General features: G+C 59.1%; 17 protein-coding genes. 4 read left to right on the top strand and 13 right to left on the bottom strand.

What is annotated here, in order from left to right; translation table 11 throughout:
• Positions 1-25: 25 nt before the first annotated feature.
• Positions 26-952: an NAD(P)-dependent oxidoreductase gene (locus MJA45_RS22605; protein ID WP_315604159.1), complete on the top strand. Its 927-nt coding sequence runs from the start codon at positions 26-28 to the stop codon at positions 950-952.
• A 79-nt stretch (positions 953-1,031) separates the two neighbouring features.
• On the opposite strand, the gene ppnP is transcribed toward MJA45_RS22605, so the two are convergent.
• The 6 genes from ppnP to MJA45_RS22635 form a co-directional block, all read right to left on the bottom strand.
• Positions 1,032-1,349, bottom strand: coding sequence for a pyrimidine/purine nucleoside phosphorylase (gene ppnP, locus MJA45_RS22610; RefSeq protein WP_315604160.1), 318 nt, complete (start codon positions 1,347-1,349; stop codon positions 1,032-1,034).
• 24 nt (positions 1,350-1,373) lie between these two features.
• Positions 1,374-3,392 carry a transketolase gene (gene tkt / locus MJA45_RS22615; protein WP_315604161.1) on the bottom strand — a complete coding sequence of 673 codons (2,019 nt, stop codon included), beginning with the start codon at positions 3,390-3,392 and terminating at the stop codon, positions 1,374-1,376.
• Positions 3,393-3,491: 99 nt separating this feature from the next.
• The gene (purU, locus tag MJA45_RS22620) at positions 3,492-4,385 is read right to left on the bottom strand and encodes a formyltetrahydrofolate deformylase (RefSeq protein WP_315604162.1); all 894 of its coding nucleotides are present in this window, start codon (positions 4,383-4,385) and stop codon (positions 3,492-3,494) included.
• Between the two features lie 121 nt (positions 4,386-4,506).
• Positions 4,507-5,625: a deoxyribonuclease IV gene (locus tag MJA45_RS22625; RefSeq protein ID WP_315608083.1), complete on the bottom strand. Its 1,119-nt coding sequence runs from the start codon at positions 5,623-5,625 to the stop codon at positions 4,507-4,509.
• A 184-nt stretch (positions 5,626-5,809) separates the two neighbouring features.
• Positions 5,810-7,456, bottom strand: a complete 1,647-nt coding sequence (locus MJA45_RS22630; protein WP_315604163.1) for an MDR family MFS transporter — start codon at positions 7,454-7,456, stop codon at positions 5,810-5,812.
• A complete protein-coding gene (locus MJA45_RS22635) occupies positions 7,449-7,925 on the bottom strand; it encodes a MarR family winged helix-turn-helix transcriptional regulator (RefSeq protein WP_315604164.1) in 477 nt (158 codons plus the stop codon). The genes MJA45_RS22630 and MJA45_RS22635 overlap by 8 nt, the downstream gene beginning before the upstream one ends.
• A gap of 205 nt (positions 7,926-8,130) precedes the next feature.
• On the opposite strand from MJA45_RS22635, the gene MJA45_RS22640 reads away from it, so the two are divergent.
• The 3 genes from MJA45_RS22640 to MJA45_RS22650 all read left to right on the top strand — a co-directional run bounded on the left by MJA45_RS22640 (position 8,131) and on the right by MJA45_RS22650 (position 12,384).
• Positions 8,131-8,565, top strand: coding sequence for a DUF2621 family protein (locus MJA45_RS22640; protein WP_315604165.1), 435 nt, complete (start codon positions 8,131-8,133; stop codon positions 8,563-8,565).
• A 323-nt stretch (positions 8,566-8,888) separates the two neighbouring features.
• Positions 8,889-9,983, top strand: coding sequence for an ABC transporter ATP-binding protein (locus MJA45_RS22645; protein WP_315604166.1), 1,095 nt, complete (start codon positions 8,889-8,891; stop codon positions 9,981-9,983).
• A complete protein-coding gene (locus tag MJA45_RS22650; RefSeq protein ID WP_315604167.1) occupies positions 9,976-12,384 on the top strand; it encodes an ABC transporter permease in 2,409 nt (802 codons plus the stop codon). The genes MJA45_RS22645 and MJA45_RS22650 overlap by 8 nt, the downstream gene beginning before the upstream one ends.
• Before the next feature lie 80 nt (positions 12,385-12,464).
• Here MJA45_RS22650 and MJA45_RS22655 read toward each other — a convergent pair whose 3' ends face one another.
• The 7 genes from MJA45_RS22655 to MJA45_RS22685 form a co-directional block, all read right to left on the bottom strand.
• Positions 12,465-12,959 (bottom strand): type II toxin-antitoxin system VapC family toxin, encoded by a 495-nt coding sequence (locus MJA45_RS22655; RefSeq protein WP_315604168.1) that lies wholly within the window; start codon positions 12,957-12,959, stop codon positions 12,465-12,467.
• A gap of 22 nt (positions 12,960-12,981) precedes the next feature.
• Positions 12,982-13,296: a hypothetical protein gene (locus tag MJA45_RS22660; RefSeq protein WP_315604169.1), complete on the bottom strand. Its 315-nt coding sequence runs from the start codon at positions 13,294-13,296 to the stop codon at positions 12,982-12,984.
• 175 nt (positions 13,297-13,471) lie between these two features.
• Complete coding sequence (locus MJA45_RS22665; protein ID WP_315604170.1) at positions 13,472-14,197, bottom strand: superoxide dismutase family protein; 726 nt, start codon at positions 14,195-14,197, stop codon at positions 13,472-13,474.
• A 177-nt stretch (positions 14,198-14,374) separates the two neighbouring features.
• A complete protein-coding gene (locus MJA45_RS22670; RefSeq protein ID WP_315604171.1) occupies positions 14,375-14,845 on the bottom strand; it encodes a hypothetical protein in 471 nt (156 codons plus the stop codon).
• A gap of 87 nt (positions 14,846-14,932) precedes the next feature.
• Complete coding sequence (locus tag MJA45_RS22675) at positions 14,933-16,822, bottom strand: MHYT domain-containing protein (RefSeq protein ID WP_315604172.1); 1,890 nt, start codon at positions 16,820-16,822, stop codon at positions 14,933-14,935.
• Positions 16,823-16,913: 91 nt separating this feature from the next.
• A complete protein-coding gene (locus tag MJA45_RS22680) occupies positions 16,914-17,201 on the bottom strand; it encodes an alpha/beta-type small acid-soluble spore protein (protein ID WP_315604173.1) in 288 nt (95 codons plus the stop codon).
• Positions 17,202-17,267: 66 nt separating this feature from the next.
• Positions 17,268-18,101 carry a helix-turn-helix domain-containing protein gene (locus MJA45_RS22685; protein ID WP_315604174.1) on the bottom strand — a complete coding sequence of 278 codons (834 nt, stop codon included), beginning with the start codon at positions 18,099-18,101 and terminating at the stop codon, positions 17,268-17,270.
• Between the last annotated feature and the right edge of the window lie 49 nt (positions 18,102-18,150).

Below are 18,150 nucleotides of genomic sequence, written 5' to 3' on the forward strand. Positions count from 1 at the left end.
CTTAAATCAAATGGAGGCGAACGACGTGAAATCCGTAGGATTTATCGGACTGGGCACGATGGGCTTTCCCATGGCACGCAACTTGATCAAGAAAGGCTACCCGCTGACGGTCTACAACCGGACACCGGAGAAAGCCGCCGAGCTGGTGGCCTTGGGAGCCGTACAGGTGGACACCCCGGCTGAAGCCGCAAGGGCGGCCGAGGTGCTGTTCACCAACGTTAGCGACGATGCCGCCCTGCTTGAGCTTCTGCAGCGGGAGGGCGGCATTCTGGAAGGCGCCCACACCGGACTGACGGTGGTGGACTGCAGCACCGTAGCGCCTGAAACGAGCCGTACCGCAGCGCAGGAGCTGGCCAAGCGGGGAGCGGGGTTTCTCGATGCTCCCGTGACGGGAAGCCGCCCCGGTGCGGAGAACGGAACGCTCGTCTTCATGGTAGGCGGCAGCGAGGAGCTCCTGAACCGGCATATGGACCTGTTCGAGACGCTCGGCAGCCGGATTCTGCACATGGGCCCGAGCGGAGCCGGCTCCTACACGAAGCTGGCCCATAACACCATCGTCGGGATCAACGCCGCCGCGCTTGTGGAAGGGATGTCCTTCGCCGCCAAGGCGGGGGTCGACCCGGACAAGCTGCTCACGATCATTCTGAACGGTGGAGCGGGCAGCAAGCAGGCCGAGCTGAAGGGCCGCAAGATCATCGAGCATGACTTCAGCGTTCAGTTCTCGCTAGGGCTTATGCTAAAGGACATGCTGCTTGCCGCCCGGGATACCGCCCGCTTCCAGATGCCTTCCCCTATGCTCCACAGCGCGACCAGCCTGTACCAGATGGGCTTGGCCAAGGGCCTGGGCCAACAGGACCTGTGTTCCATTGTAGAGTGCTACGAGGAATGGCTGGATCTGAAGATTTCCTCCGGCGGTACCCCGTCTGCCCAATCGGACGGCCGGTCCTCCTGACGGAGCAGGCCCTCATGGAAAAGAAGCAAAACGTTAAAAGAGCGCCCGGGAGACCGGGCGCTCTTTAACGTGCTCTTGTTTATTCGTGGATATACGAGCAGCAATAATCCGTCACGCTGCTCACCTGGAGCTTGAACTTGGCGTTGGCCGGTACGGTAAATTCCCCGGATCCGCTAATTTCAAGCCACTCGGTTTCCCCGGGAAGCAGCACCTTGAGCTCGCCTGCAAGGATTTCCATAATCTCCTTCGAATCCGTTCCGAACTCGTACTCCCCCGGCAGCATGATGCCGAGCGTTTTCTTCGTTCCGTCCGCGAATTGAACAATGCGGCTCGTGACCTTGCCGTCAAAGTAAATGTTCGCTTTCTTGACCACCGTTACGTTGTTGAATTCCGCCATAGCCTTCTGTTTCCCCTTTGTCTCCTAGTTTAACAGCTCTTTCACACGAGCCGCCACGTTCTCAGGCGAGAAGCCGTATTCCTTCAGCACGCGGCCGGCCGGAGCGGAGGCTCCGAAAATATCGATGCAGAGCTTGCCGCCCTTCTCTCCCACATAACGGTCCCATCCCATCGGAGAGCCCATTTCGACCGCAAGACGGGCTTTCACCTCGGGAAGAATGACGGAGTCTTTGTACTCCTGGGACTGCTTCTCGAACAGCTCCCAGCTCGGCATGCTGATGACGCGAACCGAGATGCCTTCTTCGGCCAGCTTCTTCTGGGCTTCCACGGCGAGACCGACTTCGGAGCCGGTGGCCAGAATCTGCGCCTGAGGCTTTCCGTCCGTAGCGTCCGAAACGACATAAGCGCCTTTGGTCAGGCCGTCCTTGGCCTTGTCCACCGTTCCTTCCAGGTTAGGAAGCGCCTGGCGGGTAAGCACGAGGGCAACCGGCCCGTCCGTATTCGCCACGGCATAGCGCCAAGCCTGGGTCGTTTCGTTCGCGTCGGCCGGACGAAGCACCGTCACGTTCGGCATGCAGCGGAGCGCGGCCAGCTGTTCAATCGGCTCATGCGTAGGCCCGTCCTCCCCGACGGCAATGCTGTCGTGGGTCAGGACATAGATGGCCGGCAGGTTCTGAATGGCCGCAAGCCGGATGGCCGGACGCATGTAGTCCGAGAAGACGAAGAACGTTCCCGCGTAAGCCCGCAGCCCGCCGTGAAGCAGCATGCCGTTGACCGCCGCCGTCATGGCGAACTCGCGCACGCCGAAGAAAATGTTGCGGCCGCTGTAATCATGCGCCGTCATCCGCCCCGAAACCGACATGCCGGTTTTCGTCGAGGACTCGAGGTCCGCCGATCCGCCTACAAGGTTAGGCACCTTCTTCGCGATGGCGTTCAATGCCTTTCCGGACGAGTCGCGGCTTGCCAGTCCCTTGTCTTCCGGCTTGTACTCCGGAAGCTCGCTGTCCCAGCCTTCCGGAAGTCCGCCCTCGATCGCCAGCTTCAGCTGGGCGGCCAGCTCCGGATAAGCCTTGGTGTACTCGTCGAACACCTTCTGCCAATCGGCCTCCGCCTGAACCCCGCGCTTCTTCACCGCCGCAAAATGCTCGCGCACTTCCTCCGGCACGAAGAAGTCTTCCTTGCCCGGCCACTCGTAGAATTCCTTGGTGAGCAGAGCTTCCTCGGCTCCGAGCGGAGAACCGTGCGTGCCGAGATGGCCGCCCTTGCCGCCCTTGTTCGGGCTTCCGTAGCCGATCATCGTCTTCACTTCGATCAGCGTAGGACGGTAGTCCGCACGGGCTTCGGCGATGGCTCCGTGAATTTCCGGCAGGTTGTTGCCGTCTTCCACGCGCAGCACCTGCCAGCCGTACCCTTCAAAACGCTTGGCGACGTTCTCGGAGAACGACATGCTCAGCTCGCCGTCCAGGGAGATGTCGTTGGAATCGTACAGGACAATCAGCTTGCCGAGCTTCAGGTGGCCCGCCAGGGAAGCCGCCTCGCCGCTTACGCCTTCCATCAGGTCCCCGTCTCCGCAGATCACGTATGTATAGTGATCGATGACGCGGAAATCATCCTTGTTGTAGGTATCCGCAAGGTGTTCTTCCGCCATCGCCATTCCGACCGCCATCGCAAAGCCTTGTCCGAGCGGTCCCGTGGTCGCATCCACGCCAGCCGTATGGCCGTATTCGGGATGCCCCGGGGTTTTGCTGCCCCATTGGCGGAAGTTCTTCAGCTCCTCGATCGGCAGATCGTACCCAGTCAGGTGCAGCAGGCTGTAAAGCAGCATGGATCCGTGGCCGGCCGACAGGACGAAACGGTCGCGGTTGAACCATTTGGGATTGGACGGGTTGTGGGCAAGAAATTTGGTCCACAGCTCGTAAGCCATGGGAGCCGCTCCCATCGGCATCCCGGGATGCCCCGAGTTGGCTTTCTCGACCGCATCGATGGTCAGGGTGCGGATGGTGTTAACGGCAAGCTTCTCGATCAGATTGTTGGCTACTACCATTAGGTGTTTCCCTCCTCATCTATTTAGGCAAAACTTATTGCTGGCTTCATTCTTTCCATTCTACCACTTGGCTTCTTTCGATGCCAAACGGCCGGCTTCCTAATTGAAGACGACCGTTTTGTTATGATGGGTGAGGATGCGATCTTCCACATGCCAGGAAACGGCGCGCGCCAGCACGATCCGCTCGATATGGCGGCCGATGCGCTTCAGGTTCTCGACATTGTCGCGGTGGCTGACCCGCTGGACGTCCTGCTCGATGATCGGCCCCCCGTCCAGCTCCTGCGTCACGTAATGGGCCGTTGCGCCGATGAGCTTGACCCCGCGCTGGTAGGCTTGGGCGTAAGGCTTGCCTCCGACGAAGGCCGGGAGGAAGGAGTGGTGGATGTTGATGATGCGGTTATGGTAATGCTCGATGAACTGCGGCGAAATGATCTGCATATAGCGGGCGAGAATGATGGTGTCAGCCTGCCCCGAGATCAGCTCCAGCTGCTTCTCTTCCGCTTCCCGCTTCGTATCCGCCGTTACCGGAATATGATGATACGGGATGCCGAAAGGCTCGACCCGGTCCCGCAAATCGGGGTGGTTGCTGACCACCATGGCGATCTCGGCGTCCAAGTCCCCCGCCTGCCACTGCCACAGCAGCTCAAGCAGGCAGTGATCCTCCTTCGAAACGAACACCGCGAGCTTCTTCTTCTCGGCCGCTTTCGAAATACTCCAGTCCATCTGGAATTTGCGGGCCACCACTTCCTCGAAATCCAGCTCCAGCGTTTCCAACCGCCGGCTGAGCTCGTTCAAGTCAAATTCGATACGGATGAAGAACATGCCGCCCTCCGGATCCATCGTGTACTGGTCCGACTGGACGATGTTCGCCCCATGCTCGTGCAGAAACCGCGATACCGCGGCTACAATCCCCGGCTGGTCCGGGCAGGAGATGAGCATGCGCGCCCGGTTCTTTTTCAAATCCGCGTTCTTGGCTGTTCCCTCTTTACTCATGGTTATCCCCCTAATGTCTGTTAAAGCTTTAAACCTGTAAAGCCCTTTTTCGGCAAAACACCTGCCGCCTCCCTTCGAAAAGGAATCAGACGGCAGGCAGAACGGGAAGCGTGCAACCGGGTTACACGGCCGTGAAGATCTCTTTGCCGCTGAACCACCCGATCAGCCGGTGGTTGATCTGCTGCTCCGTAAGTTCCGGGAACAGCCCCGCTTCGGCGACCATGGCGTAGAGCCGCTCGATCGGCTCGCGCTTGTCCGCTTTCTTCGCTTTGGCGTCGGTCCTAAGCAGTTCCCACGTGTCCAGCACGAACTGCCGGTGGTCGATCTCCTTGCCCGTGAAGAAGCTCTCGAGCTTCGCCACGTCCTCCAGGTAGTCCGTGCCGAAGCGCTCGGCGGCGTTCCCGCGCAGCAGGGCGATCTCAGCCTCGTACATCGGGGCATCCGTCTCGCCGATCCACGGCGTTTCGAGAATCATCGGCAGATGCCGGAGCTTCTCGTGGCGGACGACCGACTGGATCGTCTTGAAGCCGAGGTAGCCCGCGCCGATGGGTGCGTGGCGGTCCTTGCCGGCTCCGCACGGGTTCTTGCTGTCGTTAAGGTGGACGACCGCCAGCCGGTCGAGCCCGACGATCTTGTCGAAGCGGTCAAGCACCCCGTCCAGGTCGTTCACGATATCGTAGCCGGCGTCATGGACGTGGCACGTATCGAGGCAGACGGTCAGGCGGTCGTTATCCGCGACGTTGTCGAGGATGGCGGCGATCTCCTCGAAGCTGCGGCCGATTTCGGAGCCTTTGCCGGCCATCGTCTCGAGCGCGATGTTGACGTCGGTTTCCTTGACCCCGTGAAGCACCTGGTTCAGCCCTTCGGCAATCCGCTTGATGCCGTACTCCGCATCCTTATCGGTATAAGCGCCGGGATGCAACACGATGTTGCGGACCCCGAGGTAATGGGTGCGGTGAATCTCCGCCTGCAGAAAATCGACGGCGAGCTCATAGGTCCAATCCTTGTAGGACCCGAGGTTGATGATATAGGGAGCGTGAACGACAATGTCCTCCATCGCGTTCTCTTGGATGACGGCCTTGCCTTCTTCGACGTAGAAGTCTTCGATCGGCTTCCGTTTCGTATTCTGGGGTGCACCCGTGTACAGCATGAAGGTGCTGGAGCCGTAGGTGACGGCTTCCTGGGCGGATGTCAGCAGCCCTTTGCCTCCGGAGGAGACGTGCGATCCTATTTTGAGCATATCGTTCCCTCGCATTCTCTTAACCGTTTATGGAAACACTGCCACCTATTTTACCATAAAACCGGCTTAATTTTCAGCTTTTCTTCCCGGGGGAAACCGGATTCCCTTTCCATAGAAAAGAGCTGGCAACCGCTAGGCACCAGCTCTTGACTTTGAGACTATCCGGATCCGGCTCTTCCTTGCTTTAAGCCCCTTCCGGCTGTCCCCTGAGGGATTCTTCCTTCTGGACGGCAGGCGTTTCCCCTTTTTTGCGGGAGGTCAGCTTGATCTGAGGAAGGGCCAAGCAGAGAACCGCCCCCAGAATGACAAATACCAGCCCCCAGAGGAACACCTGTTGAAGGGCGTCCACCATGTCGGTTTTCAGAATCGGAAAAATCAATTGCTTGATGGCGTCGGGAAGAGCCTTCTGGGCTTCCGGACTGTACAGGTACGAATAAACATTTTGCGGTTTATCCTGAATGGTCGTTAAGGTTGCATCCACGAAGCCCTTCGCTTCGGCCGGCATTTTCTGCAGCACGGGCACCAGGTTCTCGTTCAACAGCTGGCCCGAGCGGTGGTTCATGATCGCACCGAGGATGGTCATCCCGAAGGTGCCTCCGATCGAACGGAAGAACTGCGAGGAGGACGTCACGACGCCGAGCTCCGATTTCGGGAAGCTTTCCTGAAGGGCCAAGGTGAGGATCGGCATCACAAGTCCCATGCCCGCCCCGAGCAGGACCATGTAGGAGGAAGCCTGCAGCTTCGTCGTTTCCAGCGTCATGGTCGTCATCATCCAGAAGCCTGACGCCATCACGAGCATACCGGCGATCATCTGGATTTTCACACCGAGCTTGTAGACAAGCTGGCCCCCGGCAATGCTGAAAATAATCATGGTAATCATCAGCGGAGTCATAATGGTTCCCGATTGGGAAGCGCTGACCCCTACCACGCCCTGCATGAACAAGGGCACGAACATAATAGCTCCGAACATGCCGACCGCCATCAGGAAGCCGATTCCGTTCAGGACACTGAACGTGCGGTTCTTGAACAGCCTTACCGGCAGGATGGGATCCGGCACCCGCGATTCGATCCGGATAAAGGCGATAATAAAGACGAGGGCCAGGGCGAACAGCCCAATGATCTGCCAGGAATCCCAAGCGTACTCGCTGCCTCCGAACGTGAGGGCGAGAAGCAGGCTGACGACCCCGACCACCATGGTAAAGATCCCCGCCATGTCAATCTTGACCGGTCCCTTGTTCACATGCTTGCCTAGACCAAGGGAGATAAAGATAACGGCGATAATGCCGACCGGCAGGTTGATGTAGAACACCCAGCGCCAGTTCAGGCTGTCGACGATCCAGCCGCCTACCTGCGGGCCAATGACGGACGACAGACCGTACAAGCCTCCGAAGATCCCTTGCCATTTGGCCCGTTCCTTACCCGTGAACAGGTCCCCGATGATAATCATCGCCATGGGCATCATGATCCCGCCGCCCAAGCCTTGAACGCCGCGGTAAATGATAAGCTCCGTCATGTTCTGGGTCACGCCGCAAAGCGCGGAACCCACCATAAAGATAATCAACCCGGTCACGTAAACCACGCGGCGTCCAAGAAGGTCCGCTAGCTTACCCGCGATGGGAACCACGGTCGTGGACGTCAGCATATACGCGGTGGTCAGCCAGGTCATCAGGCTCAGCCCGCCCAGCTCCCCTACGATCCGCGGCATGGCCGTTCCGACGATGGTCCCGTCCAGGGCAGCGAACAGCATGGCAATAATCAGACCGGCAATCAGCATTCCCCGATGGGACGTCACCGTCTGGGAATCCTCGGCCATTTTCAAATTCTCACTCATGAGTACAACAACTCTCCATTTCCTCTCTAGTCTCCGAAGCCTTCTTAATGTTCTCTGCTATAACGGCCAGCTTCTCATTGATGGTGACGAGCTGCTCCAGCTCCTCCGGCTCCAGTCCGGCAAAATATTTGGCGAGCACCTGCTTGGACTTCTCCTGAGCCTTCTCGAGAATGGACTCCCCATCCTTCGTGATGCTGACCCGAACCACCCGGCGGTCCTTCTCTCCATGCCTCCGCTCCACGAAGCCGCCCGCTTCGAGCCGGTCTATCATGACCGTAATCGCACTCGGCTTGACCTCCATCGTCTCGGCTAGATCGGTAATCTTGGCATCTCCGATCTTATGAATCATGCGCAAGAGAGAGAACTGGGGCATGGTCAGGCCGAATTCCTTGAACTGGGTCATCTCGGGCCAAAGGGTACGCATGAGAAGAGACACGGCCTTGTCATAGCGGTCTACCAACTGCTTCAACTTATCTATCGTTCTTCCTCCTTTTAGCAATCAACCTTTCACCATTAACTATTTTCACAACTTATTATTTCAATAGTTTAAATTATAAATAGTGAAAGGATTTCTGTCAACGGGGATTTCTTATTCTTCCCGCTCCCTCGAATTCTATGGGCGAATAAGGTATAATTCGGTTAGGAGTTTAATTAATTAGAGGTGAATTCTTTACATGGTATCAAGCACACTGGGCACCTTCGCCGTGCTTTGGGCGATCCTGCTTATTTTCCTATTATCGGTAGGCGGATTTTTTATGTTCCGCAAATTCATGAAGGTGCTGCCGATGTCGGACGGCAAGTCCAAGCTGGACTGGCAGAACCATTATGTGGATTCCTCCCGGCATCTGTGGACGGAAGACTCCAAGGCTTTCCTCGAGACGCTGGTCTCTCCCGTACCTGGCCCTTTCCGGGATATCGCCCGCCATTCCATTGCCGCCCGCATCGGGCAGGTCGCTCTTGAACAAGGAGCGGAGGAAGTGACGCGGGATCATTGCCTCGAAGGCTATATTCTGGCGACCCCCCCGCGGGATTACAAAAGCCTGGAATCCTTTCTCGACAAGAACGGCATCGATTACAGCCGCTTCCGCCACCTTCTGCAGCAGCCATAGTACCGCCGCTATTCCGCCGCGCCTTCGGGCCGGCGTTTTTTTTGTGCCCGCTTTTGTCATCGGTCAGGCTGGGCAGGATAAGAAACAAGGGAAGGGCGAGGCCAATACAGCCAGGCATGATTTTTTTGGCCGGTGGGCTGTTGGGCCCAAGGGTCCTGTATTACAATGGAAGGAGCAGGAAAAAACCCAATCGTCCGACCGGAAGGATTCACCCCCGCGATGAACCTCGGTTCGGGAGGGCATCGGGTCCTCCAATCTTTTCGGAGAATCGAGACCTGCCGGACTTTTTCCATAAAGAGACGGGGTCAAAGGAGAGAAGCAAGTTGAATATCCGGCTGGAGCAGGTGGTTAAAACCTTCCAAAGCGAAGGAGGGGCTTATACCGCCCTGAAAGGAATCGATCTGGAAATCGGCGCCGGGGAGTTTGTCGCGGTCATCGGGAAATCGGGGAGCGGCAAATCGACGCTTATCAATATGATTACGGGAATCGACCGTCCCACGTCAGGGAAGGTCATGGTGGCCGGGCAGGACGTACACGCCCTTAAACGAAGCCGCATGGCCGTTTGGCGGGGGAAGAACCTCGGAATTATCTTTCAATTCTTTCAGCTGATTCCGACCCTCAGCCTGGTGGAGAATGTCATGCTGCCGATGGACTTCTGCGGCACCTACCCGTCCCGCGACCGCAAGCGCCGCGCCCTGGAGCTGCTGGATCGGGTGGGCATGGCCGAGCAGGCCGGCAAAATGCCCTCGGCCGTTTCCGGCGGGCAGCAGCAGAGGGTGGCCATCGCGCGGGCGTTGGCGAACGATCCGCCGATCCTCGTCGCCGATGAGCCGACCGGCAGCCTCGACTCGAAGACGGCGGAATCCGTATTCGGCTTGTTCCGCACCCTGGCCGACTCGGGCAAAACGGTCGTCATGGTCACCCATGACAACGATCTTGCCCAGAAGGTGCGCCGCACCGTGGTGGTAGCCGATGGAGAGATCGTGAGCGAGTCGGTCCTTCAGGCTTTCCCCCGTCTCGACATCGACCAGCTCTCCCAGCTGCAGCCGCTTCTCGGCAGGCGGGAGTATCCGCCGGGCGCGGTCATTATCCGCGAAGGCGACGAGGGGGAAGAGGCCTTCATCATCACCCGGGGCGAGGTGGAGGTATCCGTCCGTGGTGCCGATGGACGGGAGACGCTCGTGAACCGGCTCGGCGCCGGCCAGTATTTCGGTGAAATCGCCCTCATCCGACAGGTAAGGCGAACGGCGACGGTCCGGGCCGCCGGGACGGAGCCGGTTGAGCTGGCGGTGCTCGGCCGCAGTGCCCTGCGGGACATTCTAGGCCAGTCGGATCCGACCCGCGAGGATATGGACCGGCTCATCCGCCAGCGGATGGAGGAGCTGGCCCTTCACGGGCTCCGGGGCCGTCATGCTTAGCCCCCGCTGGAGAAAGATCCTCCGCGACCTGTCCTCTAATAAAGCCAGGACCGTGCTTGTCTCGTTGTCCATTGCCGTCGGCATTGTCGGCGTCGGAATGATCTCCCAGACCCTGGAGATGATGCAGCGGGGGATGAACGACAGCCATCGGTCGGCGGAGGCCTCCGCCTTCTCGGTTACCACGCTGCAGCCGTTCGATCATCGGGTGATGGACAAGGCGGCCGCGGTGCCGGGAGTAAGCGCAGTGGATGGACGAGCCTCCTTCGAGCTCCGGGCTCATCCGGTCCGGGCGGAAGACGGGCCGGTTAAGGCAGGCGATTGGCGGACCATCCGGCTGTTTGCCCTGGAGGATTATAACCACATCCCCATGGACAAAATGCTGCCGGTCGAAGGAGCCTGGCCTCCCGCCCAGGGGGAGCTCCTCATGGAACGGACCTCCGTGGATTACCTCGGGGTCAGTATCGGAGACAAGCTGGAAGTGGAGCTGCCCGACGGAACCCTCCGGCAGCTTAAGCTCGGCGGAATCGTTCAGGACCCTCTCCGGGAAACCTCCTCCATGACCGGCGTCAGTTACGGCTATTTGTCCATGGCAACGCTAGGAGAGCTCGGCCGCCCTGAAGCCTTCAACACGCTTTCGGTGATGGCCTCCGATCCCGAGGCCGATTCCGCGAAGCTGGAGAGGCTTGCCGGCGATGTCCGGCAAGTGATGACGGCCGAAGGCCTGACCCCGGTGTCAACCCGAATCCCGAAGCCCGGGAAGCACTGGGCGGAGGACATCGTGCAGTCCTTCGCCCTTATTCTCCAGACGATGGGGGGATTGGCTCTGGCCCTCGGCGCGTGCCTCGTCATGAACACGATCTTCGGCATGCTGGCCGGGCAGCTCCGCCAGATCGGTGTCATGCAGGTGCTCGGCGCCACCCGGGGCAGCCTCTTCCGGCTGTACCTCGGCACGGTCCTGCTTTACTGCCTGCTGGCCTCTCTTCTCGGCATTCCCCTCGGGATGCTCGGAGCGCGGGCCATGGCGTCCCAATCGATCCGGCTGCTTAATTTCGACAGCTCCGGCTACGGGCTAACCCTTCCCGTTCTCGGGCTGGAGCTTATCGTCGGGCTCCTGATTCCCATACTCGCCGCCCTATATCCGCTTGCCGCCGGAACCCGGATCACGATCCGGGAAGCCATTGGCGGTCCAGCCGCGGGAAGCGGAGGCTCCAGAGGATGGCTCGCGGCTATGCTTGAGGCCGTCAAGGGGCTGCCCGGCCCCCTGCTCCTGCCGATCCGCAACGCCTTCCGCAGCCGTGTGCGCCTGACGCTGACCTTGGCGACCATGAGCCTCGGCGGGGCGATCGTCATCTCGGTCATCGCCGTTCAGGCCTCCATGGAGCTGACAAAGGCCAATTCGCTCCGCTATACCCACTATGACGTCCAGCTCAGCTTCCCGGAATCCCGCACGGCCTCCGATCTTGTTGCCGAGGCGCAGACGGTGACCGGGGTGGAGACGGCGGAGGCTTGGACGTGGAAGACGGCCAACCGGGTCGGTGCCGATGGCAGCGAGAGCAAGGACCTGGCCTTCGCCGGGATTCCCCCGGGCACCGCCCTGATCGAGCCGGTTCTCCTCGAGGGGCGGTGGCTCCAACCGGGCGACCGGAAGGCGGTCGTGCTCGATTCCTTCCTGCTGCAGGATAATCCGGATCTTCATGCCGGTTCGGAAGTCACCCTGGCCGTTAACGGGCGCAGGGACACCTGGACCGTCATCGGCATCACCCGGAAAGTGTCCGGGGACGTCGTCTCCTATGCTCCCTTCGAGGCCCTCTCCGAAGCGGCCGGGGAGGCGGGGAAGGCGATGACCGTCCAGACCGTCACGAAGGATCACTCCCGGGAGGGGCAGGCCCAAGCCGCCGCCGCTTTGCAGACCCGCTTCAAGGAGAAGGGATACGGGTCCGCCAGCACGCTGATCACGGACGATCTTCGCAAGGTTCAGGAGAACCGCTTCCAAACGGTGCTTGCCTTTCTTGCGGTCATGTCCGTGCTGCTCGTGATCGTCGCCGCCCTTGGCCTGACGGGCACGATGAGCTTGAGTGTGCTGGAGCGGACGCGCGAATTCGGCATTATGCGAAGCATTGGGGCCTCCGACCGCAGCATGCTGGGCCTCATCATCGGCGAAGGCCTGGTGCTCGGCCTCGTGTCCTGGGCCGTCGGCTCCCTCCTCGCCTATCCCGTCTCCCGGCAGCTAAGCGCCGCTGTGGGCCATTCCCTCTTCGAGCAGCCGCTCGACTACCGCTTTCCCTTGAGCGGGGTGCTGCTCTGGCTGGCGGGAAGCCTGGTCGTCGCCGCGGCGGCCAGCCTGCTCCCCGCCTGGAAAGCGGCACGGCTCGAGATCCGGGATGTGCTCGCCTATGAATAACAACAAAAACCGCTTCTTTCCCTGCCTAAGGCAGGAAGGAAGCGGTTTTGTCCATTTTGTTATTCAAATAAGAAAGGAAATCAGGCCGATGTGGTGGATGGGATGATCTTGATCTGGTCGTACAGGTTGGTCAAGGACTGGAAATTACGGTTGAACGTGAAAATACGCTTGATCCGGTACGTCAGCATGACCACCGCCGTCACCGCTTCGCCCAGCGAAAACTGGCAGTCGGGGAATTGAAGCAGCAGCTTCTTCGCCTCCTGCTCCAACCGCTCATTGCCGGAGATGACTTCGATCTTTCCGCGGGAGATGGCCTTCTCGATCGTGTTCAGGAAGAATTCCGCCTGGGTGTAGCCGAAATTGTTGCGCAGCCAGTCGTGCGTATCGAACACAATGTAGCTCGTCGTCACGAACGTACGGTCCAAGTCGTCCAGGTCCAGAAAGAAAGAACGCGCCTTGGCATAGTGCTCATGATCAGGGTTCATAAAGGATTTCAAGGATGTGTCGTCCAGAAACACGGACTGTTCAAAATCCCAAGGGGCCGAAGTGACGGCCGAATTCTCGGTAACATTCATGATTCGTGGCTCCTTTCCTTCGTTAGTCCAGGTTTTTGGTCAGGCCGTCCAAGTAAAGCAGAGGATTGTTTTCCTTGCGCTCGACGCTTACCTGCAAGGTCTTCTCGGCGGCCTGAGCCGCTATGTACTGCTGCACGGCCCGCTCCACCAAGGCCTCCACGGTGGTGTGCCGGTGCTCCGCCCGCTGCTTCAGCATAGTGTAAACCCTCCGGTCGAGGATGACGGACGTGTCCTCTTCGTCTCTTTCCTCCTGTCCCTGGCGCTCGGTGACCAGGTTAGAGGCCGAGGCTTTCAGCTTCTCCATGTAACCTTTGATTTTATCCAAATTTTTGTCCATGTGAATTGATACCTCTTTTACGCGGAATTTGTATAGTAATTCGACAGCGGGCTTCGACTTTGAGGGGGCCCGCCCTTGTTGATAGTTTAACGAAAATCACCTGCAAAGAAAAGCGGAGGGTTCTTCCTGCTTCCCGCCCAGAAAAAAAGCCCGGGCAGCCGGGCCGTTCTTCCTCTTATTTTACGACACCGCACAGAACACGGCCGCCGGAATTTCCGGCAGGATCCGACTTCATGTCGTCCGGCCCCTCGTGAATGACCAGAGCCGTTCCGTCCCCGTCGAAGAGCGAGTTGACCGCTCCCTTCTCCAGGGTGGTGTGCATCGCCTTCAGCTCGACGGAAACCTTGCCGTCCGCCCCTACCTCCAGATTCGGCAAATCGCCCACATGGGGACCGTTCGGGTTACCGGTTCCGTGCTGCTTCTTCTCCGGGTTCAGATGGTCGCCCGCCGACTTGAAATCGGGCGCTTCGCATTTGCCGACTTGATGAAGGTGGATTCCATGCTTGCCGGCTGTCAGGCCGCCCGCTTCTACCTTAATCTTGAGGCCGTCCCCCTCCTGGGTGAGAATGGCCAGTCCCATTTTCTCCCCCTTCGTGTTCAGCAGGTCCGCCGAGACACTCTTGCCGGCAGGAGAAGGAGAAGCGCTTGCCCCACCCGGGCTGCCGGAAGCTTTGGGTGTCCCGGTCAGGGGATTATCAGCGGTTCCTTCCTGGCGCTTCGGCGTAGGGGTCGGCTTGCCGGAACCCGGATCGGGAGAACTCGCACCGGAATCGATCGTTTTGCCGGAGCCTTCGCCGAGTGTCGTTCCGTTATCGGAATTGGAGGTCGGGTCGCTGCTGCCGCACGCACTCAAAGGAACGGTAGCCAGCAGGAGCGACAGGACCAGGCAGATCTTTTTCATGAAGGTCCCTCCTTGGTTTGACGGTTCTTTTAACTACCTTCCCCAAAAACCCCCTGCCTGAAACCGCTCCCGGATTTCCCCGCCGGCTTCGATCCGTCCGATCCTGAACGGCCGGCCCGGCCTATTCCGTTCTTCTCCCCATAAAAAAAGACTCCCGCCATCGGCGGAAGCCAAGCACTAGTATAAGGCGCTGACGGGCAGGATGTCTCTCGATCTTTCCGGCACCCATTTCAACAACTGCCGGCGGACTTGAATCAACACATGCTCCCGGCTGGTCGGAATCGTCAGAACGGGCCGCGTATTCAGAATCGAACGGGGGAGGAGGAGTTCGCCGCCCGCCCACGGCTCCACCACCATGTCGTCTCCCGGCAGCCGGGAAAGGGAGAGCTCCATACGGCCGCCCACGCGGTACCGCTGGCTGTATTCGGCCGGCTCCACATGAAACCATTCCAGGTGCTTCACTTCGTCCACATGAAAAGAATGCCGGATCCGTTCGCGGTCGACCAGTTCCACGATGTTCCACTGGATGGTCCGGCTGTTTAGCTTGAACTCGGCCAGGTCTTTGGCATGGATTTTGTGCTGCGCCTCAACAAGCATCGAAACCAGCAGTTCCAGACTGGCACAGCTCGTAAGACCGTTCCGTTTCATGCGGATATCCCCACTTTCTCATGGTATGTGAGTACATATATATGCCATGAGTGCGGGGTTAAAACCAAGGGACAGGGCTTTCCCCCATTATCCCGAGCGATTGATTGGATGGGACGGCCTCAAGCGGGCATCCTCGGGGAGGCGCGTTCGGATGGAGAAGCGGAAGGCCGCCCCTTCCCGCACATCCGGGTCGGCCTCTATTTCGCCGCCCATCAGCTCGACGAGAGACCGGCAAATGACAAGACCGAGGCCGGTCCCCCCGTATTTGCGGGCCATTGAAGTATCGAGCTGCGAGAAGGGCTGAAACAGCTGCCCGAGCTTATCCGGGGGAATTCCGATCCCGGTGTCCCGGATCCGGAACTCGATCTGAAGCGTCTCCCCTTCCCGTTTACCGCAGGAAGCCGTCAGGTAGATGCCGCCCTTCTGCGTAAATTTCACGGAGTTGCCGACCAGGTTGAGGAGAATTTGTCGGATCCGGTTCACATCCCCGACCAGATAACGGGGTAGCTCGGGGTCGAGCTTGCAGCGGAGCTCCAGCCCTTTCTCTTTGGTCGCGGCCTTGAACAGGGAGAAGGTTTCGTCGATGCAGGCCTGGAGCTCGAACGGCTCCTCCTCGATCTGCATTTTACCGGCCTCCATCTTGGAGAAGTCAAGAATGTCGTTGATGACGCTGAGCAGCGCGGTGCCGCTCTTCTGGATCATCTCCGCATATTCCCGCTGTTCGTCGTCAAGACCGGTGTCGAGCATGAGGCTGCTCATTCCAATGACTCCGTTGAGCGGCGTCCGGATTTCATGGCTCATCATGGCCAGGAACTCACTCTTAACCCGGACGGCAGACTCCGCCTCTTCCTTCGCTTGGAGCAGCTCGCGTTCGGCCTTCCGGCTGTCGGTGATGTCCTTCGATATGGTGTAGACATCCACGGTTTGGCCGTCCACCATCATGGGAACCATCGTGGTGCTGAGCAGAAGGGGGGTCCCGTTGTGGTGGCGTATGGAAAACTCCACGGTTTGCGGGCTTCCCTGAGCCGCTTTGCTAAAAGCCGCCATTGCCTTAGGGATATCCCGCTTCATCACGAACGTCGTAAACGGCTTATTAAGATACTTCAGAATGGAATAGCCGGTTATCTTCTCCGCGGCCGGGTTCGCCCTAAGAAGGCGGCCTTCCAGGTTAAACAGGCACACCATGTCAGGGTTATTCTCGAAAATCGAATTGTAGCGCAGCTCGTTGAGGTAAGAGGCGCGAAGGGCCCATTTCTTGTCGAGGTATAGACTTAACGCCGCCAGCGCCAGAACGAGGAGCGTCGCCCCTCCGGTCAACAGGGCAATGGTATACGGACCTACGATGCGGCCGGGCGGATCCAGATCAGGGCGGGCGAGAGGGGTGAACCGGGCCGCCTGCATGCCGATATAGTGCATGGCGGCGGCCGCCACGCCAAGCAGCAAAGCGACCTGGAATTTTATCTGAAAGTGAAATGAAAGCGTTCCCTGAACAAAACGATAAAAAATACGCAGCGCCACAAAGGACAGCGTCAGGGCGATCACGGAGGAGAGAGAAAACAAATACGGGTTGTACGACAGCCGGGCGTCCAGCCGTATAGCGGACATTCCAGCAAAATGCATGACCACGATGGCCAGTCCCATGAAGACTCCCCCGCCTGTAAAAGCCCCCCATCTCATACGGGGCCGGCTGGATACATAAAGAGCCGCGAACGAGGCGGCCACAGGAAAGAGAATGGATAGGAAAATGATGCGAAACTCATAAGTGACGGGAATCGGCATGTGATAGGCAAGCATCCCGACAAAATGCATCGACCAGAAGCCGATGCCCATCACACAGGAGCCGGCCGCCATCCAGGCCAGTCCGCCCCGCGTGCGGGAAGCGAGCCCCCGCTTGACGATATCGATCGCGGTATAGGACGAGAGGACGGCTAAGAGGACCGACAGGAAGACGAGCAGCAGGTTGTAACTTCCTTCCATTTGGTTCAAAGGATCCACATCCCCGGGAGTAAGATCTACCTTTATTATAAAAGGAGTCCGCCGCCGGCGCCATCCTTAATTTCCTAATTCCTTACCGGGAGCGGTTGCGGACCAGCTGTTCCTTGGCCATCTTCACCATTTCCCTTACCATCGCTCCCCCGATCGGCCCTCCTACCCGGCCGGCTTCCTCGGTGGTCAGCCTTCCGTTGTTCCCTGCCTTCAGCGGGACGCCCAGCGACTGGGCCACCTCATATTTGACGTCATCCGGCCTGGCCGGATCGACGGAGTAGCCCTCGCGGCGCATCACCTCCGTTTTGATGGCCTCCAGTCCCTTCTCGGCCCCTTCGACCACGTGTCTTCTTCGGCTTCTTCTCGACATGCTGTCACCTGTCCTTTCTTTTGGTTCTAACATGTCTCTTCCGGCCGGTTTTTAACCATGCTTCTCTCATAAAGACTGTTCCCTGCGGTAGCGGGTCGGGGGGCAGCCATAGAAGGTCCGGAACTGCTTGGTAAAGTAAAAAGGGCTCGCGAAGCCGACGCTCTCCGCAATCTCTGACACCGGCCGGCGGGTGAACGCTAGCAGCTTGGCGGCGTGGCGGAGACGGAGCTGCAGCAGGGTTTCCATGAGGGAGTCGCCCATATGCTCCTTGAACAGGTGAGCGAGCCGGGACGCCGAGAGATGAACCTCTTCCGCCAAGGAGGCTACCGAATGCGGCTCCTGGAGGCTTTCGGTCATCCGCTGAAGCACCTTCTCCACCCGCTCGTCCAGCACCGGCCCTTCCCGGGCGGCGAATTTCCGTGAGAGGAGAAGGAAGACTTCATGAAGACCGTTCATGGCAAGCTCCTCGCCGCCTTTCCATGTTCTCGCATCAAGAATGAGCCTTTCGAATGCCTGCAGAATTCGCCGGTGAAGGGCTTCGTCCTCCAGCGCCAGAAAGATGAGCCCATTCTCCTCTTCCGGCAGCTGAACGGCTCTTCCCCAATAAGGCGGGGGAACAAAGTGGGCCCACACAAACTCCCAGCCTTCTCCCTCGGCCGCTTCGTAATCGTGGGGAGTTCCCGGCTTAAGGATGGCAATGTCCCCGCTCCGGCAGGAGAACAGCCTTCCGTTCAGGCGGAAGCGGCCTTCCCCGCCGATGGTGCAGGTGATCAGCCAGTCCCGGGTCCCCCTCGGCCTGCGGGTCGTGTACCCGAAGGCCCGGTTATAATGATCGGCGATCAGGACACCCGGATTGGGGGCGGCGTGATTCGCAGCAGGATCGTTATGGTTATCGACCATATGCTTCATCCCTTTTTCGTTTTCTCTATTTTATTATAAAGCCATAAGC

Source organism: Paenibacillus aurantius (assembly GCF_032268605.1).
Classification (GTDB): domain Bacteria; phylum Bacillota; class Bacilli; order Paenibacillales; family NBRC-103111; genus Paenibacillus_AO; species Paenibacillus_AO aurantius.